Here is a 25,153-nt window from a genome sequence, read left to right on the forward strand (position 1 = left end):
TTATGGCTAATGATATACATACAGAAGCAACATTTGAATCTGCAATTATAGAACATCTGATTAGTAATGGGTGGTTTCAAGGAAGTGATTCAGACTACAGCAGTGATTTAGCTTTAGATAAAAAAGCAATTCTTTCTTTCATTAAAGATTCACAACCGAGAGAATGGGAGTTACTCAAATCTTATTATAGAGAAGATATTGAGAATAAATTCATTCAGCGTTTGTTTAAGGAATTAGATTTAAGAGGAATGTTAGATGTATTGCGTCACGGTATAACAGATAGCGGTATCAAATTTAGGTTAGCATATTTCAAACCAGATAGCGGATTAAACCCGGAAACAATAAGACTTTACAATTGCAATAAACATTATGTAACAAGGCAAGTGCATTTTTCTACAAAGAATGAAAAATCCATTGACTTATTGCTTTCATTAAATGGTTTGCCTGTTGCTACACTTGAATTGAAAAATCATTTTACTGGTCAGAGAGTAAATGATGCGATGGAGCAATATAAATCAAGTCGAGATCCTAAAGAATTATTATTCCAGTTTAAGAAAAGAGCATTAGTTCACTTTACCGTAGACCCCGATGAAGTTTATTTTACGACCAAACTCGAAAGCTCAGGGACAAGATTCTTTCCATTTAATAAGGGATTTAATAATGGAGCTGGTAATCCACCAGCAAAGGATTATACAACCTACCGTTCAGCATACTTTTGGGAAAATGTTTTAGCAGTTGATAGCTGGACAGAGATAATAGCCCGCTATATTCATCTTCAGAAGGAAGAATACACTATTGATGGGAAAAAGTATTATAAAGAAACAATGCTTTTCCCTCGTTATCATCAGTTGGATGTAGTAAGAAAACTGATATTGGATGCAAAACAAAAAGGGCCGGGGCAAAGGTATTTAGTTGAACATTCAGCGGGTAGTGGTAAAAGTAATTCTATTGCTTGGCTGGCTTACAGACTTTCAGCACTCTACAACGCTGAAGATAAAAAAGTTTTTGACTCTGTGATAGTTATTACAGATAGAAATGTTCTTGACCAGCAGCTTCAGAATACTATTTATCAATTTGAGCATAAGACAGGAGTTGTTCAACGGATAGAAGTTGATTCAAAACAATTAGCGGATTCTATAACCAGTGGTGTGAGTATCATTATTACAACTTTGCAAAAGTTTCCTTTTGCCTTAAAACACTTAGCAGAAATCCCAAATAAGAATTATGCAGTTATCATTGATGAAGCTCATAGCAGTCAAGGTGGTGAAGCAAGCAGGAAAATGACTGAAGCACTGGTTGGGAAAAAAGTTTCATTAGAAGAATCCGAAGAGATAGAAAGTGAGATTGAGAAAAGTGTTGAAGATGAAGATGATTATATCAGAGAAATCATTCAGAAAAGAGGTCCGCAGAAAAATATTAGCTTGTTCGCATTCACAGCTACACCCAAACCTAAAACATTAGAAGTATTTGGGACAAAAGATGGAGAGGGAAAGCCAAAACCATTCCATTTATACTCGATGCGACAGGCTATTGAAGAAGGTTTTATTCTCGATGTTCTTAAGAATTACACTTCCTACGAAACTTATTACAGATTTTGCAAAACAATTGAAGATGATCCGACATTAAATAAAAGAAAAGCGACAAAGGCAATCGCAAGATTTGCTTCATTCCACCCGACAAACCTGTCCCAGAAAACAGAAGTGATGGTAGAGCACTTCCGACAAATCACTATGAAAAAAATTGGTGGAAAAGCGAAAGCAATAGTAGTTACTGCATCACGTAAACACGCATTAAGATACTATTTGGAGTTCAAGGACTATATCAAAGAGAAAGGATACGACAATATTCGGCCACTTGTTGCGTTTTCAGGTTCGGTGGTTGATGATTTTTATCCGGAAGGCATTACAGAAGCACAATTGAATAAATTCGGCGAGAAAGAACTTCCTGAAAAATTTGCAACTGCTGAGTATCAAGTTCTTTTAGTAGCAGATAAGTATCAATATGGATTTGACCAACCACTACTTCATACAATGTATGTTGATAAAAAATTATCTGGTGTTAGAGCTGTGCAAACTCTATCAAGATTGAACAGGACTTATCCAGGGAAAGAGGATACATTTGTTCTTGATTTTGCTAATGACAGACAAACGATAATTGATTCCTTCCAGCCTTACTATGAAATGACCACAATGTCTGAAACAACAGACCCGAATCATTTATATGATCTAAAAGGAAAAACGGATGCGGCACAGGTTTATTATCAATCCGAAGTGGATGGATTTTCTAAAGTATTCTATAAACCCGGAAGCGTATCTTCAAGGGATCAGGGAAAACTATATGCGTTTATTGATCCGGCTGTTGATCGTTATAAAGGTTTAGAAGAAGACCCTCAAGATGAATTCAAAAAAGCGTTAACTTCATTTGTTCGTATTTACTCCTTCCTGTCACAGATAATGCCTTTCCAGGATGTTGAGTTGGAAAAATTATATTCTTATGGAAGATTTTTATTAACCAAACTTCCTAAAGTTGATTATGCAGAAAGATTAAAGTTAGATAATGAGGTTGCATTGGAATATTATCGACTCCAAAAAATTGCTGAAGGAGATTTAGTATTAAAAGTTCAAGGTGAATATGGACTTGATCCGGTTACTGAGGCAGGAATCAATAGACCGAAAGAAGAGAAAGACAAACTCTCTAATATTATTAACCTTCTTAACGAAAAGTATGGATTTGATTTCACTGATCAGGATAGATTGTATTTTGAACAGATCGAGCAGGCACTTTATGAAAATGATGATTTGAAAATTAGAGCAATAAATAATCCGATAGAAAACTTTAAGTATGCATTTGATGAGGTATTCATTCAAGCGTTAATTGATAGAATGGATGCTAACCAGGAGATTTTTGATAAGATAATGGTTAATAATGAATTTAAGCAGGATGTAAAAGACTGGTTAACGAAAAGGATATATGACAGATTCAGAACACCAAATGATAATAAGGAAAAATAATGGCAGAAATCGCAAGCAATAGCACAGGACTATCGGGTGAATACTTTGTAGCGGGAGAATTACTCAGAAGAGGATTTAATGTTGCAATCACAATGGGGAACGCAAAAGCAATAGACTTAATAGCTGAAAGGAAAGGGAGAACATTTCCAATTCAAGTAAAGTCAATCTACAAAAAGAAAAATGCTGGCTGGCCGATATTCAAATCAAAAGTTAAGAGAAATCATCTCTACGTATTTGTAATTCTAAATGGAGATAAATTGACATCCCCCGATTATTTTATTTGCACTTCAAGAGAAGCAAAAAGACACATAAAAGAATATGAGAACAGAGCAATATTGAATGTCTATTCAATCAGTTCAGATGATTTCAAAGACAGGTGGGATAAGATAAAATAGTATTAAACTTTTTATTATGGGAAGTATTTTAATAGCAGAATGTAATTGTGGCTTTAAGTCCAATGAAATTTATGCGGGTGGGGGATTCGACAATTTTCAATCAGAATGTGCAGCTCCCTCCATATGTAAAAATTGTTCATCATTTCTTGTGTTAAATTACCTCAAAAGGAAAAACAAGTGTCCAAATTGTAAATCCGACGTAACATTTTATTATGATTCTTCAGTCCAGAATAAAACCAAAGATAATTCGATTCTATTTGAATGGAATATCATTGAAAAGTTGGAATCATTTATTCTATATGATACAAAATATTATTGTCCTAAGTGTAAAAAATTCAGCTTGAAATTTTTTTCACTGGGATGCTGGGATTAGATAAAATACAAGTATTATTGAAAAGGAAATGATGATTAAGTTAAATTTATCTCGTCCGTTAGTCTTCTTTGATCTCGAAACTACTGGAACCGATGTTGCAAACGATAGGATTGTCGAAATCAGTTTATTAAAACTTTTTCCAGATGGTCAGGAGGAATTAAAAACATTTCGCATAAATCCAGGCATACCGATTCCACCAGAAGCTACTGCCATTCATGGTATTTCAAATGAGGATGTGAAAGACAAGCCATCCTTCTTAGCTTTATCAGAAATATTATTAGGAATTCTTTCTAACTCAGACTTGTGTGGTTACAACCTTCTTAAATTTGATTTCCCTTTACTCAGAATGGAATTTGCACGAAATAAAATTGAGTTCAACACGGTGGGAATTAACCTAATAGATCCAATGCGTATCTTTATGAAAAACGAACCTCGTGATTTGACTGCTGCATTAAAATTCTACTGCAATGAAGATTTAACAGATGCACATTCAGCCGAAGCAGATACAGAGGCAACAAAAAAAATTCTGCTTGCTCAAATAAAGAAATATGAAGATGTTCCCGGCACAGTTTCAGAACTCTCAGCGTATTCAACTGAAGGTCAGATACGATTTGCAGATATCACAGTTAAACTTATCTATTATGGAAATAATTAGATCGTATTCAGCTTCGGAAAGCACGAAGGTGAGCGTGTAGTTGATAATGTCGATTTTGCTGGCTGGGTGTTAAGAGAAGATTTTCTGGATGAAGCGAAAGCGTTAATTCATAAATTATTGAAGATCAAATAATTTTGCTTTTAGATTTTTGTTTTAACAATCTTTCAATTCTTCCATTATATCCGCTTTTGGTTCCATCATTCAATCTATATTTAATTGCTATTTCACATACTGCTATTGCTTTATCATATTCTCCAGCTTCTGCTAATAGGGTTGCGTAGTTTTGGAATACTGAGATTCTGGGTAGCGATAGTTGTCCGCCAAAATCTTTCACTAATGCATCAGCTAATTTTGGCCACTCTTCTAAAAATAACTCACACACATTTCTACATATATTAAGCTTCTCTTTCTCATTTCTTTGCTTATATGTTTCGTTAATAATACCTTGAAGTAAAAAATGCCTATCAACTGGATGTGTATTTTTATCCAATACTGACAGCATTTTGTTTAGGTCATTTGAACTCCAGGCATTAAAAACCTCATCCGCAGGGATAGATTTTCCATCTCTGAGTATATAACTTGTCATATTTTTATTCGGACTATTTAATAATCTGGATTCTGAATCACAGAAAATTCCTCTCACAATTGATGATTTTAGAAACAAAAATTGTGAGAATATTGTGAGACGTGTCTATAACTTATTGTAATATAAGGATATTTGCGGAGAGTCAGGGATTCGAACCCCGGAAGGACTTGCATCCTTAACGGTTTTCAAGACCGCCGCATTCAACCACTCTGCCAACTCTCCGATTTTTTAAGTTCCTGAAACTTATAACCTGATTTATAACTCTTAATTTCTTTTTCTCGGTCATATGCTTCTACTCGTGAACTAAATTTTTCAGTGTAAACAATTTTCCAAGGTCTATATGCTTTTGTTGAACTTGTTAATCCTTTATTATGCTCAACTAATCGCCTCTTCAAATCATTTGTGTGCCCGATATAATATCTATCAAAGTGCTCACTGTATAAAATATAAACATAGTACATATCAAGACCGCCACATTTCCCGCAAAACGGGACAAGCAACCTTTACCCCGCTTTGCGGGGATTCTGCCAACTCTCCGGTTTCTTTAATTTTGGGCTGTAAATATAGTTATTGTTATCCCTTCACACAAAGAATTTTTAGTTAATTTTCCCATCATATTTCATAAAAATCTATTACGAAATGAGTGAATTAACTGAATTTAAAAATTTTTGCTCTGAGCTCGCAAATATTAGTGCTGGTATTATAAAGCAATATTTTAGAACCGGGATTACTGTCGAGTCAAAAGCAGATAAATCTCCCGTTACAATTGCTGATAAAAAAGCTGAAGAAGCTATGCGTGAATTGATAACAAAAGAATTTCCTGAACATGGCATATATGGCGAAGAGTTTGGTGTAACTAATGTAGGTGCAGAATATACCTGGATACTTGATCCTATTGATGGAACAAAAAGTTTCATTTGCGGAGCTTACAGTTTTGGGACTTTAATCGGATTATTAAATAATGGCCATCCAATTCTTGGAGTTTACAATCAGCCCGTTTTAAATGATCTATTAATTGGGGATAATCTTGAAACAGTAATTAATGGAAATAAAACATCTTTAAGAAATTGTAATGATCTGAGTGAAGCAGTGTTACTTACAACAGATCATCTTAATATTGAAAAGTACCAGAACATTGAAAAATTCAATAGTCTTATAAATAAAGTAAAACTCTATCGTAACTGGGGCGATTGCTATGGTTATTATCTTCTGGCAACCGGTTATGTTGATATTATGATCGATCCGATTATGTCACCGTGGGATTTGCTTCCATTAATTCCAATCATTAAAGGTGCAGGTGGAGTTATTACCGATTACCAGGGTAAGGATCCTGTAGAAGGGAAGAGTGCTGTTGCAGCTTCATCTCAAATTCATTCCAAAGTGATTTCAATTCTAAACAAATAATATTTCAGAGTAGAAAGAAAATTATTATAGTTGCAAATGTGGTAATTACAGCAACTGTTTTTTTATACTTTCCGATGAATATTAACATTGTTCCAGTAATCCATAATAAAGAGAGAATCAGGTAGATTGGTTCAAGCAGTTCAAGCACAGGCGGGACAAAATTATTTAAAGCTCCAAGCTTGTAACTGTTTCGTAATGGATTAATTATTATTGTAAGAATCAGAAACAGTGAACTTGTTATGAAAAAATATTTTTTAAGATTTTTATTCTGATTGAATAATTCAAAAGCACTTCGTATTGCCAGAAGCATTCCGCCATATAAAATAATGAAATGAAGTATCTTGATTGCTGAAGGAACATTCCCCCAAAAAGTTAGAGTTACTAAATCATTTTTGGGTATTTCATAAGTTTTGTTTTTGTATTCAAGCACGATTTTGTAATTAATTTTTTGTCCCGGTTTTAAAACAGGAATATCACCAGTTACTCCACGATCAATTTCAACCATTTCAGTTTCGAATCGTTTGTTATTATGGAACCAAATGATTTTTCCGGATACTCCTTTGATATCACTAATGACTATGTTTTTATAAATTAACTTTTCGTGTGTGACTTTATCAAGCTTGTACGAAACTTTATATCCCTCAATACCGAAAGTACCTGTAACAGGATAGTCTTTATCAGTGATGCTTTTAATATATCCAATCAGGAATATGACGACTAAACTGCCGAGCCAAAGAATAGTTTGATTTTTCATAATTATAAATTAACAAAGAATACATCAGAAAGTTCAGATAATAAAAAACCCCGGCTATATTGACCGGGGTGTACAAGAGAAGCATTAAAATTATTCTAAAGTGAAGAGCCCATTTTAAATCTCATATTCAAGAAGATTTTATAAACACCAAATCCTCCATCTTCAAGCCTTGATAGTATAATAGAAGGACCAAGTGAAAAAGCACTGAATGCCCAGCTCTCAGCAACTTTTTGAACTGTTAATGTCATAACGTACTGTGGATTTCTATGTTCACTGCTTGTCATAGCATCAAATAAAAAGTCGAAAGTACTTCCGGCAAGTGACATTTCTCTGAAATCAAGACCGAAGTGCCATTCATTCAAAAATCTGGCGGCATAAACTCTGCCCTTTGTGGCACCAAGTAATTTAACAGGATAGCGGAATTCCCAGTTTAGAAAAGAATCATCAACCAGCCAGGCCTGATATTTTATTGATCCGTCTTCATTGTATACAACGGTTCCTCTGCCTGGGTTAAGATATTGAGCAGCCTGACCTTCTGTAAAATCATCTACTGATGCCAGATAATTTATTTCAAAAAAGTTACCGAATGGAAATACATATCCAATCTGATAACCGCTGCTAAAAATCAGGTTATTATGGTTATTGTCAGTGAATGAGGTAATTAACGCATCAACATTTGTATAAGCTCCGCCATATACTCCAAGTATGTGAAAGTTCGCTTCCAGGAAATTTGTATTTAACGGACCTTCATATTTAGTCATCATTCCAAAAGATAAACCGAGATCTTTTTTAATCGGTATTCCAAGCCTTTCGCCTCCGAACAGTTCAAAGAAAGGATTTATATACCACATAGTAGATGATATTTGCTGTTTGGAAGGTGGATCAAGCACTTTATTAATTTTTATCTTTTCAATCACTCTCGAAAACACACTTCCATAATGAATATCTTCTTCAAGATTTATCTTAAATGGATAAGTGACAACCCTTGCTCTTATATCAGGTGGAAGAGCGAGGAAAGGGTAGAGAGCTCCTTTTATCGATATGGTCTGATTATTTGCATCTCGAACATCAACAATAATTTCGGCTTTTGGATCTGGTGGATCGATGAACAATGCTTGTTGAATATATATGAACAAGCTATCATCCAAAGGTTCCATTTGAAAGTAGTTAATTTGCTCTTCATCGTCCTGCGAAAACAAGGGCGAAGTTGCAGATGTGATTAGGATTAAAATTAAGATTAAAAAGTGCGATAATTTCATTTTATTATACCTAGTATTTATTTAGCAAAATCTGTAAAGAAGAATGAGTCACCAACCTGAACCCTGTCCTTAGTTCGATCATCAACAACTGTGAAAAAGAAGTTAGCTTTGTATCTGCCATCAGATTCTCTCAGATTTTCATTCTTATCAGTCCAATCATCAAATTGATTTTCATTCGCTGCGAGTTTTAATGATACATTATAAATCGAGTTACCGTTTGCATCTTTCTGTGGTCCTGTAACAGAGATAGGTCCGGAGTAAGTTACTTTAAGTTGTTCAGGACGGTTATCAATTATGGTTACTGTAAATGCTGTTATTCTTTGCAGTTCCTGAACATAAATCGTACGGCTGTTCATTTTAGTCGTAACTCTTTCAATTTTAATCTCAGGTGGTTTATTCGGAACAACTTTAACACGCTCTTCCTGGCTTCCAAATGCAACTATAACTTCTGTTTGGTCAGTTAAATCGAACTTCATTTCCTGTCCAGGAGGAATCGTAGCAATTGTCTTACGATCTCGTGGATCTAAAATTGATGTTGGAACTGTTCCGCTGTTCCTTGCGGTATTCCAAGTGTGTTGAATGAATGTCTGTTTTAATGAGATAGGAAGCTGCATTTTGAGTTGTTCTTCTTTGGTTTCTTCTTTTAGTTTTTCCTCTTCTTTCGGAGGCGGGACGTAATCCTTAACTGCTTCAAGCTTTCTATTCATTTCTGCAAGCTGTTGTCTCATCTCTTCGTTCTCGACTAATACGTTCGGATCAATTTTAATTGAAAAATCTATTCCGAGAGCATATAGTGAATCGAGCACTGACATCAATGAATCACGTACACTAACTCTCACAGTTTCGTCTTCAAGAGCAACTCTCCTCAAATCGAGATCCGCCCCTTTGAGCGCAAGTACTGTAATTACAAAGATGTAAAGTACCTGGTAGATAACAAATTTACTGTCACGTTCTCGTCTGGTCATCTTATTGCCTTTACTTTTTTACGATTGCTTCGAGATGCTTTAATCCAATAAGAGTTTTTTCATCTGTTAGTGATGATGAAGCTTGAGTTATCGAATTTGCAAGTGTGTTCAATTGTTGAATTTTTTCGGTAGTGATGTGCTGCATTGAATTTACTTTTTCCATCATAGCACCGACTGACGCAAAATTTTTATGCATTATTTCACTTAACCTCGCAGATTCAGTAACAAGCGCTTTATATTTCTCAAGATCCTGTACAGAAACTGCTGCTCCACCGCCGATTCCGGATTGATTAAACTGCTTAATTAAGCTTTTTGAACTTTCGATCTGGATTCTTGAAAAATATTTATCACGGAGATCTTTTACATGGTTTACTATGTTTTGGAAATCTACTCCAAGCTGATCAAGAACCGGTTGAAATAATTTTCCAATTGCCAGAACAATCAGGGCTTTTATTTCGAATGGTACTGAAAGACCAAGGAATACTTCTTCACCAAGCTTAATACTTACAAGAAGAATTGCCGCACCAATAAGAGGAAGTGCTGTGGAGATTGAATCAATTACACTCGTAGAAGCTTCGATTATTCGATCTATAGTCTCTGAAGCTGGAGTTCTTATTATTTCTAATTTCAGTCTGTTATATGCAAGGTAGGCAATGAAGATAAACAGTGCATAAACTGCTATGGGCAGCCACCAGAAACTGTATGGTTCAAAAGTTTCAACCGGAGCCTGCCAGCCGGGAAATAAAGAACGGGTCAGATCAAATGTCACTTCACCGAGAATCGGAACATTTGCAACATCAATAAAAAAAGATATGATTAAGGCAATCGCCGAGATAATTGCCGGTTTTATTATTGTATTAAATCTTATTCGGGTGACCGCCGCTCTGGTATAACTATCAAGTTCTTCTTCCAGACCGTCATCAGCTCTGCCAGGTGCATCTACGAGAGCTGTACCCATGTTTTCGAGATTTTTTTTTCTGTTCAGCATCAAAGTCCTCTATTTATTCTTTTAAAATATTAATTATCCAGATTTTATAAGTTTGTCACACATTCTCCAAATTGAAATGCAAAAATCAGTTCTGTAAACTGAAAATAGGCTCAACCACAACCATAATTGCTGCAAAACAAAGACAATTATCATACCAAGTGATTCTGCACCTAACTTGAAATTTCCTCTTGATGTAACTAATTTTTTTACTATAACCAGCTTTTGAAACGTAAGTTCAATAGAAAGATTTACTGTTATTGAAGAAATGGATTAGACTGATTGGGTGTCATATCTACTTAAAAATGAATATTACTCTTCTGAGGGATTATTTTTTTATCCTTTTAAATGATTCTGGCTCATTGGTGTAGTACGATTTAAATAGTAGAGGACAATTCAATCACTTAATAAAATTTGTAATTTTTACATAAATAATTACCGAATCATAAAGTTTTCATCCAAATCTGGTAAAGACTTTTTACAATAAACTTTTGAATTAAAGTGGGAAGTGTAAAATCTATAAATGTGAATAGTTGGCCTACGTTAATAATTTCATTGATGATTGGCTTTTTCATATTAACTTTGAAGACTGAATTATATATTAAAATTAAGTAATGGTTTTGATTAATTAAGAATTAATTTTATGGCTAAGAAAAACAAGACAACTCAAACTAAATCAAACTATCCAATCGGTAAGCAGGCTGTAAAACCTGAATCTAAACAGGAAGCTGACTTTTATGCAAAACATAAAAGTACAATCTGGACGATCATAGTGCTGGTTATACTCACTATATTTTTTATAATAAATAACACCAGAGAAATCCCTGACGAAGGTCCTTATCCGCCTAACTACCACAAGGATAAAATACAGAATGAAGCTATGCAATAGCTAGTTCTTTTAAGATCATTTTTAAGAACAAATTCTATCATAGTTCTTCCCGAAAAAATAAAGGGCAATATGAACAAGGAAATCAATAGTAAAAAAGCAGTTATATTAATAGTAGAAGATGAAGTCGAAAGCCAGAAATTTTTCGAACTAATTCTTCGTAAAAAATTTGAAATGGATTTCTGTGATTCCCTCAGAACGATGAATACTCTTCTGAAAGAAAAAATTTACGATGCTGTTATAATGGATATTTCATTAAAAGATGGCAATAATGGATTTGATTTAATAAAGGAAATAAGACGAAGTTCGACACGAACTGAAATTCCTATCATATGTCTGTCAGCACATATGTACGATGAAGATAAACTTAGAGCCAAGCAAGCCGGTGCAGATGTTTATCTCACCAAACCAGTCAAAGGTCAACTCCTGGTAAGTACTCTTGAAGAGCTTTTAGTAGCAGATACTAAAAAGGGGAAATAGTTTATAAACCATCCCTCATAAATCTCGGTTCTTCAAGTGTTAGGATTAAAGAAATTCTGTGTGAGTCAGGAAGTCTGTCAAGTTCAGATTGACTGAAGCGGGCAAATGAATAATCAATATTCAACTTTGGCAGTTTAACACCTGCGCCAACTGTGAACTGTTTTACATCGCTGTAACCGCCACGCACATAAACCAGATTTTTAATATTCCACTCAAGGCCTGCGTGAGCATCAAAGCTTACTGGTCCAACGTTAAATTGAGATGCGAACTGCCGGTTTTCAAAACGAACATCTACATCAACAGCGGGCATTATGTAACCACCAAGTATCTCTGTAATTCTGTATGCTGTGCCTAACTTTAGTGTTGGAGAAATGAGCTCGTTTGTCCCGGTACTCCATGCAACTAAAGTTGTCGTCGCATCCTGAAGATTTCCACCGACAGATAAATTTTCAATCGGCATCCAGAATGCACCAATATCAAATCCAATTCCAGTTGCTCCGAATTCAGCTATATCTCTTCTGATTATTTTTACATTCGCACCCCAGTAAAAATCTTTCCACTGTCTTTTTGCAAACGTTAAATAGACAGCCCAATCCTGATTGCTGAATTCAGTTATCTTTGAATAATCAAGCCGTGCATACATATTGTTGATATCGGTGATGAGCTGTCCGGTTTGTCCGTCAATTAAAGCATTTCTTGTATCGGGAATTCCGTCAACAGCAAGACGCATTACACTCAATCCAAAACTCATATCTTCTTGAAATGGAATAGCAACTGCGCCGTAATCATAATTAACCAGATTGCCAAATTGTTCCGAATGCATCAGGGAAAGCTGGGGATAATTAATATTAGCTAATCCTGCTGGATTATAATATCCTGAAGTTACGTCGTCTGCAATTCCGGTAAATGCGCCACCCATTCCAAGCGGTCTTCCGCCGATACCTATTGCCATAAATTCACCGGCATATTTTCCAAATACTGTTTTGCCATCTTGAGCATTTAAAGAAGTGAGTGTAACTAAAATGGATATTGAAAGGAAGAATATTTTTTTCAGCATAAAAGAAACTCCCGAATGCATTAATTGTTTAAAAGCTGTCAAGAAAATGGTTAATGAAATTCTCAAAGTCAAGGCTAATTTTATGCGATGACGGGATGAAAATCTTTCCCGTCTGATGTTATTATTTAGCCTTTCCCTGATTTGCAACTGCTGCCGCTGCTTTTTCTATTGCTTCCTGATCACCTAGATAATAGCTTTTTAGTGATTTCATATCTCTATCAAGCTCATAAACCAATGGTATTCCTGTAGGAATATTTAATTCAACAATATCTTTATCTGGAATGTTATCCAGGTATTTTACTAATGCACGCAAGCTGTTTCCTTGAGTAATTAATACTTTTTTACCTGACTTGACCATCGGTGCGATAGTCCCTTCCCAATAGGGAACGAAACGAGCAACTGTATCTTTCAAACATTCAGTTAATGGAAGCTCATTTTCTTTCAGTTCTGCATAACGTGGATCTTTGCCCGGAAATCTTTCATCTGTTTTTTCTAATGCAGGAGGTTGGATATCGTAGCTTCTTCTCCAGATTTTCACCTGATCCTCTCCAAACTTTTGTGCTGTTTCGGCTTTATTCAAACCCTGTAAAGCACCGTAGTGTCTTTCATTCAATCTCCAATGGCGGATAACGGGAATCCACATCAAGTCTAATTCATCAAGAGTTATCCATAAAGTTCTGATTGCTCTTTTTAGTACGGAAGTATATGCGATATCAAATTTATATTCTTCTGCTTTCAGGACTTCACCGGCTTTTTTTGCTTCCTGTAACCCTCTTTCAGAAAGGTCAACATCTGTCCAGCCGGTAAAGCGGTTTTCTTTATTCCAGGTGCTTTCGCCGTGGCGTAACAATACTACTTTGTACATTTTATCTCCTGCATCAATATTGTGTTAAACTATGTTTAGTTGAAATCATTTTACAGATGATGATCTTAAAAATACAAATCCTACTATTCCGGAAAGAAGTGAGCCTGTCAATATCCCAATTTTTGCAAGGTCAAGTAATTCAGGATCAGAGAATGCAAGTCCAGCAATAAACAATGACATTGTAAATCCTATTCCTGCAAGAATTCCTGCACCAAATAAATTTTTCAAGTTAACACCTTCCGGTAAACTTGCGAGTTTTAATTTCACTGCTGCGAATGAAAAAAGAAATATTCCGATTTGTTTTCCCACAAAAAGACCGAGAATTATTCCAAGACTTACAGGGCTCAAAAGCGATTCAAGAACATCTATGCCGGCTAGGGTAACACCCGCATTTGCCAATGCAAAAATTGGAATTATGAAAAAGGAAACCCATGGGTGAAGATCGTGTTCGAACCTTTGTAAAGGGGTGAGCACTTTCTCACAGCTGCTCTCGATTGCCATAACATCATGTTGACGATCAGAGTTATTTAAAACATTTTTCCAGTGATCCCCCTTCGTATCAAAATTAGTAATTAACTCTTTGACTCTATCGGAAAATTTTTTCGTATCATATCGTGAAGAAGCTGGAATAGTAAATGCAAGGAGAACTCCGGCGATGGTTGCATGGATTCCTGATTTAAGAAATGCAAACCAAAAGATTAATCCTAGAATTGAATAAAGAATCAAACTTTTTGCACCAAGACGGTTCATTATAAACAAGATGATCAGCACTATTGCAGCGAGAATTAGTGCTGTGGTTGATATATCAGCGGTGTAAAAAATTGCAATTACCAAAACTGCTCCAATATCATCAGCAATTGCTAATGCAAGTACAAAGATCTTCAACGTAAGAGGAATTCTATTTCCAAGAAGAGCCATTATTCCAACAACGAATGCAATATCTGTTGCCATTGGAATTCCCCAGCCATTTTCGCCCTGACCGCCTGAGTTAAACAGAACATAAATTATAGCAGGCACAATCATTCCACCTAATGCACCTGCAATCGGTAAAGACGCCTTTTGCATTGAGGAAAGCTCTCCGACTAGCAATTCTCTTTTAATTTCAAGTCCAACGGTAAAGAAAAATATCGCCATCAAACCATCGTTAATCCAATGATGAATCGAATAATCGAGACTCAAAAAATTGCCAAGGTTTACTGTAAGATGAGTATGCCAAAAATGATTATAAGTTTCCGACCACGGAGAGTTAGCCCAGAACAAAGCAACGACTGTACATATAATTAATAATATGCCGCCGCTTGCTTCCTGGTGCAGGAACTCATTGATTGGTTTCAGTAGAATTTCTATGGGTTCTTTTTTTCTATTCATTTTATCCCGTAATTGTTTTGAGTGTTGAAATTAAATTATACATCGGTCAGTTTATTATGAACGCTTTTTATCTTTTCTTCCATAGTCTGCTCTCTGTCTGTTCGAGTACCTAATCTGATTGTTGTTGAAATTCTTGGAGCACCCATTTCGTGAACAACTTCGTGACATTTCTTAACTGCTGCCATCACTTCATCCCACTCACCTTCGATGTTGGTTCCGTACATATGCATTTCGTGCTTTAAGCCTGCGTCTTTTAGAATACGCTGACACGCCGCAATATATACTGAAACAGAAACACCAACTCCAATTGGAACGACACAAAGATCTAATAATACTTTCATTTAATACTCTAATGTTTTTCTAAATATTTTTTAAGATTTTTTAACTGTTTCTCCCAGTATGTTTTCATTTTCTCAGCTTCTTTTGCTGTTTTGATTTTGCTTTGCTGAACTACTAGCTGGGTTTTGCTATTTTCTTTCGGATAAAACTGAAATTCAATATTTGTTTTTTTATCAATCCACTTTCCACGGATAGATTTATCTTTCGTTGATTTACTTATGGTTATAGCCGGATCTTCTAACCATACTATTCTCTTAAGGGGAGAATTAATCGTATTAAAAACTTTAGTGACCGGAGTGATAAGAGTAACACTTTTGCTAATCTGAAATCCTGAAGTTGTTTCGTGTTTTTTCCTTCCCTTAATATCTTGCTCATACTGAACGGTTACCATCTGCGACCGCCATCCTGAAAGACCATACTTTTTGTATAACAACTGAGCTATATCTTTATGTTCCATTTTTTTTGCACCGGCTTTATTGAGCAATGAAAACCAATTTTTCCAGGTTTTACCAGTACTTTTTTGGACCGCGTCATCACTAATTTTTTTTGCCATAAAAAATACCTCCTATTTTGGATTTAAATTAATGATAGCTCTTTAAGGATCACAATTCCGGCTGCAATTGTAAAGACTGATGCAATAGTGCTTATCAAAACGATGTTTCCTGCAAGCTTACTGTTTGCACCCATTGCTTCTGCCATAATAAAGCTGACTATGGCTGTTGGACATGCAAAAAGTATGAACATAATTCCAAGATCCAATCCTCTGTAACCAAAATAATAGCTTCCCAAAGTCAGGACCAAAGGAATGAGAATTACTTTAATTGCAGAGGAGGTAAATGCCAATCCTGAAGCCTTCTTAATGTTTTGAAGATTTAGTGATCCCCCGATTCCAACCAGTGCTAAAGGTAAAGCAAGTTCTGCGAGAAATCCTGCAGTTAAATTTAATACTGATGGAATCTTTATTTTGAAATATGAAAATGGCAGGCCAACTATAACAGCCACTATTAATGGATTGAGCACAATTTCTATTAATGTGCTTTTCAGATTTAATTTTTTTTCCTTTCTGAATGGAACAGTTAAAACAATCACCGCGAGTATGTTATACAGCGGTAAAATAAATGCAAGAACAATTGCAGCTTTACCTAGTGCATAACTTCCGAACAACTTTGAAATAATTGCAAAACCAACAATAGCGAAATTGCTTCTGAAAGCACCCTGCACAAAAACACTTAAATTTTTAGCTTCCTTAATAAATGGGATGGATAAAATCCAGACAATAAAAAAGCTAATCAGTGTTGCTGCATAAATGTATATTATCTGATTAATGTCTATAGCCGATCTTAAGTCAATCTCAGCTATGTTTATGAAGACTAAAGCAGGCAGTGAGACATTAAAAACAAATTTAGATGTAACATCAACAAAGTTTTCGTTGATAACGTTTATTCTTTTTACAAAGTACCCAAGTGCAATCAACAAAAAAACAGGGGCGACAACATTCCCGGTAAAGATTATGTTGTCTATCATTTTACAGCGATCCCTTCATACATATAACCAACAATTTTCGGATCTCTTTCCATATAGTAGTTTTTTAATTCAATGATTTTAAATCCTGCATTATTAATTAATAATTTCATATCGCGGTTAAGGTTACATCCATCAGCCCAGATGTTTTGAATTGGATTTAATCTGTGCTGCCACTTTTGTGTTTTGGGATTATCTGCCAGACCATGTTCAAGGAAATAATATTTACCGCCTGGTTTAATTACACGAAAGATTTCTTTCAATGCAGAGCTAATATTTTTTATGCTGCACAATGTGTACGTACTTACAACAGCATCAATTCTGTCATCAGAGAAGGGGAGTGATTCGCCGTTTTGATGCATCAATTTTATTTCGACCTTATTGTGCTTTGATTTCTTTTTGTATTGTTTTAACATTCCTTCATTTGCATCAACACCAATTATCTTTATTACGTTATCAGGATAAAACTTGAGATTTATTCCTGTCCCGAAACCAATCTCTAAAATTTCTTCTTCAGTTATTTTGCTAAGTATGCTTTTTCTTCCTCCATTTATTTTGGAGGAATCCATTGAGTAATCGTAAAAGAAAGGAATGATAACATTCGAGTAAAATCCCATCAGTTCATTTCCTCTATCTTTTTTCTGAATGCTGAGGGCACAGGTGCTGTTTTTCTCTTTTGATAGTCATAGAAAACAATTCCGGTTTTTGCATTTGCAATCTCTTTCTTTGTTTCCTTATTAGTTATTTTATAGATAAAATCGCATCCTATACCGGTAAATTCTGTGACGGCAATTTCTATAACTAAAACATCGCCATAAAAACCTTCTGATTTATATTGAATTCCAGCATCAATCATAATTATTCCAACACCTTCAATATTTGATTCTGGATAATTCAGATGATTTAGAAATTTCACTCTTGCTTCGTGAACGATTGAAAGTAGTGAATCATTCCCAAGATGACCACCATAATTAATATCAGTTATTCTGATGGGAATCTCAGTTTCAAAGATGAATTTTTCCGGGATTTCTATTTTAATTCTTGCCATAGAATTTAATTGAAGGTTTTTTCATCGTAAAATTAAAAATTATTTATGAGAGAATGATCAGTAAATGAATTTAAACCCTTTATTGTCTTGAGTTGTCTAAATAATTAACTTAATTTTATTAACATAAAATCAGGGGTAATTATGAAGATTAAATCAACACTAATTTTAGCAATCAGCGTTCTGCCACTTTTCTTTTTTGGATGTCAGTCGGATCCCAACTCGCCGGACGGAAATGGATTTTTATCAGACCAGCCAGTTTACAAAACAGTCGATGGTGATATTGCTTTGCTGAAAGCAGGTGGAATGCCAATGGATAGTGCAGCCGGGATATTTTCAATCGGGTGGAATGAGATCTTCAGACCGTTTATAGATACTTCAAATATAAAAGGAATGGCTTTCGCTGTCGCGTTTGGAGAAAAACCAACAGATCTTCTTCACTTAAGAAAGTTTGGTTTAAATATGGGTGATGTATTTATCAATTACTTAGGTAATCAAATTCAAATGTATAAAAATGTTCATCCGAGAAGGGGAATAGCATACAGCTTATTTGAAAGACCTTTCGGTCATTGCAATCCTGAAAATCTTCTCGAGTTTATTCCAAACACCGAATACCAGTTTGAAGTAACAGGCTCAGAAGATTTTGCTCCTGTTACAATTACTGTGATTTCTCCAGCAGCTTTAATGGATATTACGAGTCCGGCTTTTGGTGAAGTCATCGATCCCTCACAGGATCTGACAATTAATTGGGAAGGCGGAAATGAAGGTAAAGTCGGAATAAGATTAATGCCTCACATCAGACCACACAGAGGTCCCGGTGGTGGTCATCACGGACGAGGTGAAGAGCATCCTCCTTTTGATCGAGTAATCTTCATTGTTCTTGATGAGAATACCGGCACTTACACTTTTCCTGCTCAACAAATCCAGCGAATACTTAATGGAATTAATGCTGAAGGTTTAAGAGCAGAAGTTTCTCAAATGGATTTTGGAGAAGTGCAGCACGAAAACGGAGAACTTCGCACTGCTATGAGAAATGGGAATAGTGTAATGCTGAGAATTCAGCAATAGTAAAAAAGTAATTTTTCTAAAAGAAGCCGCTCTTTGTAGCGGCTTTTTTGTTAGCTATTAATTTATTCGCGTTGTTACATCAATAATGTTTTTTGGCTATTTTTGGAAAAATATTTTGGATATTTCATTCTATGTCTTTTGATAAAGCCCTCGAAACTGTTACTGAATTAGTAGACGATTTCAAAACAAACGAAAACCACTACCTAAATCCTTCCTACTCCGAAGCCGATGTCCGCAACGATTTTATAAACAAGTTTTTTATTGCACTTGGCTGGGATGTTAGACATGAAACACAAAAGAATCCCTACGAACAGGAAGTATGGGTTGAAAAACCAGTACAAATTGCCAAAGCACAAAAACGTGCAGACTATTCTTTTTCAATTTCACCAAACTACCGCACAGTAAAATTCTTTGTTGAAGCGAAGAAACCAGCCCACGCACTCGAGAATAAAGATTATTATTTCCAGACTGCACGCTATGGATGGAACGCAAACACACCAATTGCTGTGCTTACCGACTTTGAGGAATTCCATATTATTGATTGCAGATTCCGACCAACGATTGACGATGCTTTAAACTATAAGCTGAAAAAATTTCATTACTCGGATTATGCTGATGAGGAAAAGTTTAGAGAAATTTATTATTTGTTCTCACGAGAAGCCATTTCAGATAACTCAATTGAAAAATACGCCGAAGCACTCCCAAAACCTCGTGGCAAAAAAGCTAAAGGATTAAAAGCTGTTACCCAGACTATCGATGATTCCTTCCTCGAAGAGCTTGATGAAATTAGAAACAATCTTGCAAAATCTTTTAAGAAAAACAATGCTCATCTATCAAGCCAAGAACTAACGGAAGCAACTCAGAGAACAATTGACCGTCTTGTATTTATAAAATTTCTTGAAGACAAGCTGATTGAACCAGACCATTATGTAAGCGAATTTGGTGGAAGGAAAAAAGCGTGGGAAGATTTTCTTATTGATTCCCGTAAGCTCGATGCAAAATACAACGGTGTGGTTTTTAAGAAAAGCATTATCGACAGTAAAAGTATTATTGAGCCCGACGATAAAACTTTCTCTGCTATCTGTGAAGAACTTTCTCACGAAAATACTCCATATAACTTTGATGCCATTCCTATTCACATACTCGGTTCTATCTATGAAAGGTTTCTCGGAAAGGTTGTTAACGCCACCGATAAAAGAGTAACAATTGAAGAAAAGCCCGAAGTAAGAAAAGCAGGCGGAGTTTATTACACACCGCAGTACATTGTTGATTACATTGTAAAGAACACTGTCGGAAAGTTGATTGAAGGCAAGACACCAAAAGAAATTGCAAAGATGCGTTTTGCAGATATTGCCTGCGGAAGCGGTTCGTTTCTTATTACAGTGTTTGAACGTCTGCTTGATTATCACAAACGATGGTATATAAATAATCCCGAACAGGCAAAGAAGGACGGCTGTATTTTAGTTGAAGGGACTTACCATCTTTCTCTTAAGCAGAAAACAAAAATACTTCTGAACAACGTTTACGGCGTTGATATTGACCAGCAGGCAGTTGAAGTAACACAGCTTTCTCTTTACTTAAAGCTGCTTGAAGATGAAACCACAGCAACAGCAAACGATAGCTGGGTAATGTTTAAAGAACAGCTTTTACCTGATTTGAATAAGAACATTGTTTGTGGCAACTCTCTTATCGGTACCGATATTTTAAACCCCACCCTGCCTACCGGTCAGGCAGGCTCATTCCTCCCCTTTGCTAAAGGGGAGGATGAAAATACTTCCCTCCCTTTTGTAAAGGGAGGGATAGAGGGAGGGTTAGAAGAACTCAAACTCAAACCAATGGATTTTGAAACCGTCTTTTCTGAAGTAATGCGCAATGGTGGCTTTGATACAATTATTGGAAATCCGCCGTATGTGAGACAAGAACTTCTTGGTGGAATGAAAAGTTATTTTGAAAAGAAGTATGAAGTATATCACAGTATAGCTGATCTTTATTCCTACTTTATTGAAAAAGCAATTTCACTTCTTAATCAAGGAGGATATTTTTCATATATAGTTGCAAATAAATGGATGAGAGCTAATTATGGAATGCCTTTACGAGAGTGGATATTAAAACAAAATCTAATTGAGATAATTGACTTTGGGGATTTACCGGTTTTCAACGAAGCATCTACCTATCCTTGTATTTTAAGAGTACATAAAAACTCAACTGCTAATGAAATTACAACAGCGATAATTGATTCACTTGAATTTAAAGACCTGAATGAAGTTGTAAAAAATTATTCGTTCAAGATTAAAAGGGAAAACTTACTCCCTTCGGGTTGGAACCTGGTAAGCAACGATAAAAGTAATCTGCTTAATAAAATATCTGAACAAGGAATACCGTTGGTAGAATATGTTGATGAAAAAATATTTTATGGAATTAAAACTGGTTTGAATAAAGCATTTGTAATAGATGAAGAAACAAAAGAACGATTGATTAAAGATGATCCTAAAAGTGCAGAAGTAATTAAACCATTTTTAGCCGGGAGAGATATTAAAAGATATGAACCATTGATTGGAGAGAATTATTTAATCTTGTTCCCCAAAGGAATGACAAATCAAAATGTGGGTAACCATAAAGATTCAATTAATTGGTTAAAGAAAAACTTTTCAGCAATTAAAAAACATTTATTAGAGTTTGAAAGCGAAGCAAAAAAAAGATATGACAAGGGTGATTATTGGTGGGAGTTAAGAGCGTGTGATTATTATGATGAATTTAAAAAGCCGAAGATAATGTTACCTGATATTTCTTTACGTGGAAATTTTGCTTTGGATGCTGAAGGAGGTAAATATTGTGTTAATACAGCATATATTATTGGAAACTCAGAGAAATATTTACTAGGTATTCTGAATTCGAACTTGATGACGTTTTATTATGGTAGTATTTCATCCACTTATCGAGGTGGTTATTTAAGATATATTTATCAGTATTTGGCTAAACTTCCAATTAAACAAATAGAAAAACAAAATGAAACGTATATACAATTAGAAAGATTAGTCGATCAAATGCTCGAAGCAAAGAAGCAATTGCAGCAAGCCAAAACAGAAGGAGACAAAAACTACCTGCAACGCAAATGCGAAACACTCGATAAGCAGATAGATGAGCTTGTCTATAAATTGTATGGATTAACTGAAGATGAAATTAAAATTGTTGAAGGTTCATAAAATAAATTTTGAAAGTCCCCCTTTGGGGGATTTAGGGGGCTTTTACGGATTAACGGAAGAAGAAATTAAGATTGTGGAGAAACGTTAACCTATTTTCTTCATCACTTCTTTAGCCAACTGTTTTAGTTTTTCTATCGTTGGCGGGTCGAGACTGAAATCGTCCATACTTATAATCATTTCATAATGCTTATCCCAGTGGACCACAAGCGAGTTGCTGTCCCACATGGAATAGCAGAAAGCAACATCACCCAAACCTTCAACAGGAATATAATTTTTTAACGCATCATCAACTTGCTCATCTAGTTCTGCATCGCCAACCTTAGAGGCGGACAAAAATCCTTCGGCTGTTTGTGGAAAGGTTGTTCCTTTGAAATATCTTACCAGGATGGCAACGTGCTGCAATCCTTTGTTTGTGTAATAAGCACATTGCGACACATAACTGCCCGCATTTTTGTCAACAGTGTGCAGCGTTTGTGTTGCCTCTTCGAACTTGGCTCCCATTATTTGACCGACCTCTTCTTTACTAAGAAGGTCGCAAATGCTTTTTTCAGTAAGACTGCCTGCCGGATTTTCTTTAGATATATTTTTAGATGAATTGTCCTCTGCACAATTCAAAAAAACGGTAAGAGAAAAGACCAAGATTACCAATAACGCTTTTATTGTGTTCATTTAATTCACCTCTAAACGCTTCAATAAATTTTTAAATAAGATTGTTTACTTACTTTATAACTATCATCTTCTTCGTTTCGGTAAAAGATCCCGCCTGCAATTTGTAGAAATAAATTCCGCTTGAAAGTGCAGAAGCATTGAATTCAACTTCATAACTACCCGCAGGTTTGTATTCATTAATTAATCTTGCAACTTCGTTTCCGAGAACATCATAAACTTTTATTGATTGAAAACCGCCGACTGGTGACTGCCAGCTTATCTTTGTTGTTGGATTAAATGGATTGGGATAATTCTGAAATAATTGAAAAGAGTTTAACTCAGTTTCGGTTTCATTGCCAACAGATGAGGGTAAGTTCGGCCAGAAGGAACCAATCAAATAAAAATTTGAGCTGCCAATCAGGCTACTCCAAACTGTAACTCTTTCGTCGGGGGTGTTTGTAATTCCGACAGATGAAAAAATATTCGTTGTTGGATAAATACCATCCATCCTAACTTTTTGATCCCAATAATTAGTAACACCATTATTCGATTTAGTTGACATAATTGAATCGATAAACACACCTGGTTTAAAAGAAGCATACGACACATAGTATTCGTCCTCAACACCTTTCCGACTTACTACTGATCCTAATACGGGAAGTTTATCGGTATTTGATGAATAGCCATCTATATAATTTAAATACCAGGTGCTGCCTAAATCATTTGATCGGGCAGAAACAAGATCCCAATCATCAGAGTTCTGATAATTTTCTTCAAATACCACCATTAATTGTTGACTAGAACCGCCACTCGGCGCAGAAATAGCAGAGTTGCTGATTTTATAATTACCATGACCATCTATTGTTCCGATGAATTCTGCATTAAGTCCTACAGTATAGCAAGTTGAAAGCCATATTCTGGTATCATCAGGTACATTAGAATACGTGAAAATTAATTTATCATTTCCTTGAGAAAGACTGTAGTATGCTATGTCAGAATATAGATAGTGTGTTTCTGTTGCTCCACCATCAGGCCAATAAACGGGCAGAATAGTTCTTCTGTATAATATTGCGGCATTCACTGGATTATGTGGGAAGACAATCCTTGCCAACTTTTGAGCATTAACATGTTTGTTATCAAATGTTAGTGAGTCTAATGAAGCTACAACATAAATTTCTGAATTGTCAGGGTACGTGAAATTGTCCGTCGTAATTCTGGCATTATAATATTCATCGTTGGGACCGGCACCGGGCCAGTTAAGAATACCTGTAATTCTCTCAAATGGATTTTCAGTATTTAATCCGGCATAGTACACTTCTCTTCTTGAAAATAGAGATTGTTTGCTCCCTACAACCATCCATAAATATTTTCCGCCACTAGTAGTTTCTATTAACTCCGCATCAATAGAGTAATCCAAATATCGTTGAGTAAAAATGCTTGTTTGTAAAATCCACCCGTTTATCCCGGTTTTAAATACTCCAATTCTATCTTCACCAGCATTGCTCGATCTAATTCCAACGACTACCCAGATAGTGCCTGCTGTGCTGCCGGTTCTTTCTGTTACAACACAATGGCTAAGGTATTGCTCGTTTCCACTTTCTATTAAGGTCTGAAATGCATCCACATCAAAATTACTTTTAAATAAAGAAGTCTCTTCGGATTTTGTGTTCTGCCCCGGAGAATATTTTTTTTCAAGTGATGCTACATCAGGATTGTATACATCATTCTTGATTGACACGATTGGATTTTCAGGAAATGAGGTTTTAACTGCAAATCCATCTGGTTTGTTTTGAGTGTAACTGTTTATGGAGAGAAGAAATAAAAAAATTGCGACAACTGTCTTTTTCATTTTGAGCCTCCCTTGGCGTATTGAATAATTTTTTTTGTTTATTTCAGTTAATTGGTTTTATCAAAATAAACTTAACAATTATTTACTCTTACTGAACATTAAGAATTTATTTGTAAAAAGCAATAGGGGATAGGTTGATAGAGGCAATTATAAACTAAAGAAAAAAAGTAAATGGACTTGCTATTCAGTACTGAAAAGCTAGGGATATTTATAATAATATTTTAGGTTATCGATAATATTTTTTTAGTGCTGTTCATAGTTGTTTATCAAGTCCTCACCGCAAAGAAGCAGTTGCAGCAAGCCAGAACAGAAGGAGACAAAAATTATTTAGAGCGCAAATGCGAAACACTCGATAAGCAGATAGACGAACTAGTTTACCAACTTTATGGTTTAACGGAAGAGGAAATAAAGATTGTGGAAGGAAATGATTAGTAAGT

25 protein-coding genes and 1 tRNA gene are annotated in these 25,153 nt (G+C 35.4%); 9 read left to right on the forward strand and 17 right to left on the reverse strand.

The features are described from left to right. Positions 1-2: 2 nt before the first annotated feature. From IPM14_05310 to IPM14_05320, 3 genes are all read left to right on the forward strand, one after another. The gene (locus IPM14_05310) at positions 3-3,011 is read left to right on the forward strand and encodes a type I restriction endonuclease subunit R (GenBank protein ID MBK9097542.1); all 3,009 of its coding nucleotides are present in this window, start codon (positions 3-5) and stop codon (positions 3,009-3,011) included. Further along, the gene (locus IPM14_05315; protein MBK9097543.1) at positions 3,011-3,406 is read left to right on the forward strand and encodes a hypothetical protein; all 396 of its coding nucleotides are present in this window, start codon (positions 3,011-3,013) and stop codon (positions 3,404-3,406) included. The genes IPM14_05310 and IPM14_05315 overlap by 1 nt, the downstream gene beginning before the upstream one ends. Before the next feature lie 401 nt (positions 3,407-3,807). Further along, the gene (locus IPM14_05320) at positions 3,808-4,434 is read left to right on the forward strand and encodes a 3'-5' exonuclease (GenBank protein MBK9097544.1); all 627 of its coding nucleotides are present in this window, start codon (positions 3,808-3,810) and stop codon (positions 4,432-4,434) included. Positions 4,435-4,558: 124 nt separating this feature from the next. Here IPM14_05320 and IPM14_05325 read toward each other — a convergent pair whose 3' ends face one another. The 3 genes from IPM14_05325 to IPM14_05335 form a co-directional block, all read right to left on the reverse strand. Further along, positions 4,559-5,020 (reverse strand): hypothetical protein, encoded by a 462-nt coding sequence (locus IPM14_05325; protein MBK9097545.1) that lies wholly within the window; start codon positions 5,018-5,020, stop codon positions 4,559-4,561. Between the two features lie 135 nt (positions 5,021-5,155). Next, positions 5,156-5,242 (reverse strand) — tRNA-Ser (locus IPM14_05330). Then, the gene (locus tag IPM14_05335) at positions 5,221-5,481 is read right to left on the reverse strand and encodes a GIY-YIG nuclease family protein (protein ID MBK9097546.1); all 261 of its coding nucleotides are present in this window, start codon (positions 5,479-5,481) and stop codon (positions 5,221-5,223) included. Before IPM14_05335 ends, IPM14_05330 begins: the two co-directional genes overlap by 22 nt. Before the next feature lie 178 nt (positions 5,482-5,659). Here IPM14_05335 and hisN point away from each other — a divergent pair, with 178 nt between their 5' ends. Next, positions 5,660-6,424 (forward strand): histidinol-phosphatase, encoded by a 765-nt coding sequence (gene hisN / locus IPM14_05340; protein ID MBK9097547.1) that lies wholly within the window; start codon positions 5,660-5,662, stop codon positions 6,422-6,424. 4 nt (positions 6,425-6,428) lie between these two features. On the opposite strand, the gene IPM14_05345 is transcribed toward hisN, so the two are convergent. The 4 genes from IPM14_05345 to IPM14_05360 all read right to left on the reverse strand — a co-directional run bounded on the left by IPM14_05345 (position 6,429) and on the right by IPM14_05360 (position 10,390). After that, entirely contained in the window at positions 6,429-7,178 is a 750-nt protein-coding gene (locus IPM14_05345) for a hypothetical protein (protein MBK9097548.1), read from the reverse strand. 95 nt (positions 7,179-7,273) lie between these two features. Continuing rightward, complete coding sequence (locus IPM14_05350) at positions 7,274-8,437, reverse strand: hypothetical protein (protein MBK9097549.1); 1,164 nt, start codon at positions 8,435-8,437, stop codon at positions 7,274-7,276. Between the two features lie 17 nt (positions 8,438-8,454). Then, the gene (locus IPM14_05355) at positions 8,455-9,402 is read right to left on the reverse strand and encodes a hypothetical protein (protein ID MBK9097550.1); all 948 of its coding nucleotides are present in this window, start codon (positions 9,400-9,402) and stop codon (positions 8,455-8,457) included. A gap of 10 nt (positions 9,403-9,412) precedes the next feature. After that, on the reverse strand, positions 9,413-10,390 hold the full coding sequence (locus IPM14_05360) for a hypothetical protein (protein MBK9097551.1): 978 nt from the start codon (positions 10,388-10,390) through the stop codon (positions 9,413-9,415). 640 nt (positions 10,391-11,030) lie between these two features. Here IPM14_05360 and IPM14_05365 point away from each other — a divergent pair. Both IPM14_05365 and IPM14_05370 read left to right on the forward strand, forming a co-directional pair. Then, entirely contained in the window at positions 11,031-11,276 is a 246-nt protein-coding gene (locus tag IPM14_05365; protein ID MBK9097552.1) for a hypothetical protein, read from the forward strand. A 69-nt stretch (positions 11,277-11,345) separates the two neighbouring features. Next, on the forward strand, positions 11,346-11,753 hold the full coding sequence (locus tag IPM14_05370) for a response regulator (protein ID MBK9097553.1): 408 nt from the start codon (positions 11,346-11,348) through the stop codon (positions 11,751-11,753). Between the two features lies 1 nt (position 11,754). On the opposite strand, the gene IPM14_05375 is transcribed toward IPM14_05370, so the two are convergent. The 8 genes from IPM14_05375 to IPM14_05410 all read right to left on the reverse strand — a co-directional run bounded on the left by IPM14_05375 (position 11,755) and on the right by IPM14_05410 (position 17,951). Then, positions 11,755-12,810, reverse strand: coding sequence for a PorV/PorQ family protein (locus tag IPM14_05375; GenBank protein MBK9097554.1), 1,056 nt, complete (start codon positions 12,808-12,810; stop codon positions 11,755-11,757). Positions 12,811-12,931: 121 nt separating this feature from the next. Then, positions 12,932-13,675: a 2,3-diphosphoglycerate-dependent phosphoglycerate mutase gene (gpmA, locus tag IPM14_05380; protein ID MBK9097555.1), complete on the reverse strand. Its 744-nt coding sequence runs from the start codon at positions 13,673-13,675 to the stop codon at positions 12,932-12,934. Between the two features lie 45 nt (positions 13,676-13,720). After that, positions 13,721-15,043, reverse strand: coding sequence for a Na+/H+ antiporter NhaA (gene nhaA, locus IPM14_05385; GenBank protein ID MBK9097556.1), 1,323 nt, complete (start codon positions 15,041-15,043; stop codon positions 13,721-13,723). A 35-nt stretch (positions 15,044-15,078) separates the two neighbouring features. Further along, complete coding sequence (locus IPM14_05390; protein ID MBK9097557.1) at positions 15,079-15,384, reverse strand: MTH1187 family thiamine-binding protein; 306 nt, start codon at positions 15,382-15,384, stop codon at positions 15,079-15,081. An 8-nt stretch (positions 15,385-15,392) separates the two neighbouring features. Then, the gene (locus IPM14_05395; GenBank protein ID MBK9097558.1) at positions 15,393-15,935 is read right to left on the reverse strand and encodes an SRPBCC domain-containing protein; all 543 of its coding nucleotides are present in this window, start codon (positions 15,933-15,935) and stop codon (positions 15,393-15,395) included. A 23-nt stretch (positions 15,936-15,958) separates the two neighbouring features. Further along, a complete protein-coding gene (locus IPM14_05400; protein ID MBK9097559.1) occupies positions 15,959-16,906 on the reverse strand; it encodes an AEC family transporter in 948 nt (315 codons plus the stop codon). Further along, a complete protein-coding gene (locus IPM14_05405; GenBank protein ID MBK9097560.1) occupies positions 16,903-17,520 on the reverse strand; it encodes a class I SAM-dependent methyltransferase in 618 nt (205 codons plus the stop codon). Before IPM14_05405 ends, IPM14_05400 begins: the two co-directional genes overlap by 4 nt. Continuing rightward, entirely contained in the window at positions 17,520-17,951 is a 432-nt protein-coding gene (locus IPM14_05410; protein MBK9097561.1) for a thioesterase family protein, read from the reverse strand. Before IPM14_05410 ends, IPM14_05405 begins: the two co-directional genes overlap by 1 nt. 141 nt (positions 17,952-18,092) lie before the next feature. Between IPM14_05410 and IPM14_05415 the strand changes: the two genes are divergently transcribed. Together IPM14_05415 and IPM14_05420 are read left to right on the forward strand one after the other, a co-directional pair. Beyond that, positions 18,093-19,016: a hypothetical protein gene (locus IPM14_05415; GenBank protein ID MBK9097562.1), complete on the forward strand. Its 924-nt coding sequence runs from the start codon at positions 18,093-18,095 to the stop codon at positions 19,014-19,016. Positions 19,017-19,147: 131 nt separating this feature from the next. Beyond that, on the forward strand, positions 19,148-22,219 hold the full coding sequence (locus IPM14_05420; protein MBK9097563.1) for an Eco57I restriction-modification methylase domain-containing protein: 3,072 nt from the start codon (positions 19,148-19,150) through the stop codon (positions 22,217-22,219). An 84-nt stretch (positions 22,220-22,303) separates the two neighbouring features. On the opposite strand, the gene IPM14_05425 is transcribed toward IPM14_05420, so the two are convergent. Both IPM14_05425 and IPM14_05430 read right to left on the reverse strand, forming a co-directional pair. After that, complete coding sequence (locus IPM14_05425) at positions 22,304-22,888, reverse strand: hypothetical protein (GenBank protein MBK9097564.1); 585 nt, start codon at positions 22,886-22,888, stop codon at positions 22,304-22,306. Positions 22,889-22,937: 49 nt separating this feature from the next. Continuing rightward, positions 22,938-23,429 (reverse strand): T9SS type A sorting domain-containing protein, encoded by a 492-nt coding sequence (locus IPM14_05430; protein MBK9097565.1) that lies wholly within the window; start codon positions 23,427-23,429, stop codon positions 22,938-22,940. A gap of 1,536 nt (positions 23,430-24,965) precedes the next feature. Here IPM14_05430 and IPM14_05435 point away from each other — a divergent pair. Further along, a complete protein-coding gene (locus IPM14_05435) occupies positions 24,966-25,148 on the forward strand; it encodes a hypothetical protein (GenBank protein ID MBK9097566.1) in 183 nt (60 codons plus the stop codon). The last annotated feature ends 5 nt before the right edge of the window (positions 25,149-25,153 follow it).

It is taken from the genome of bacterium (assembly GCA_016716565.1).
Classification (GTDB): Bacteria; Bacteroidota; Ignavibacteria; order Ignavibacteriales; family Ignavibacteriaceae; genus IGN2.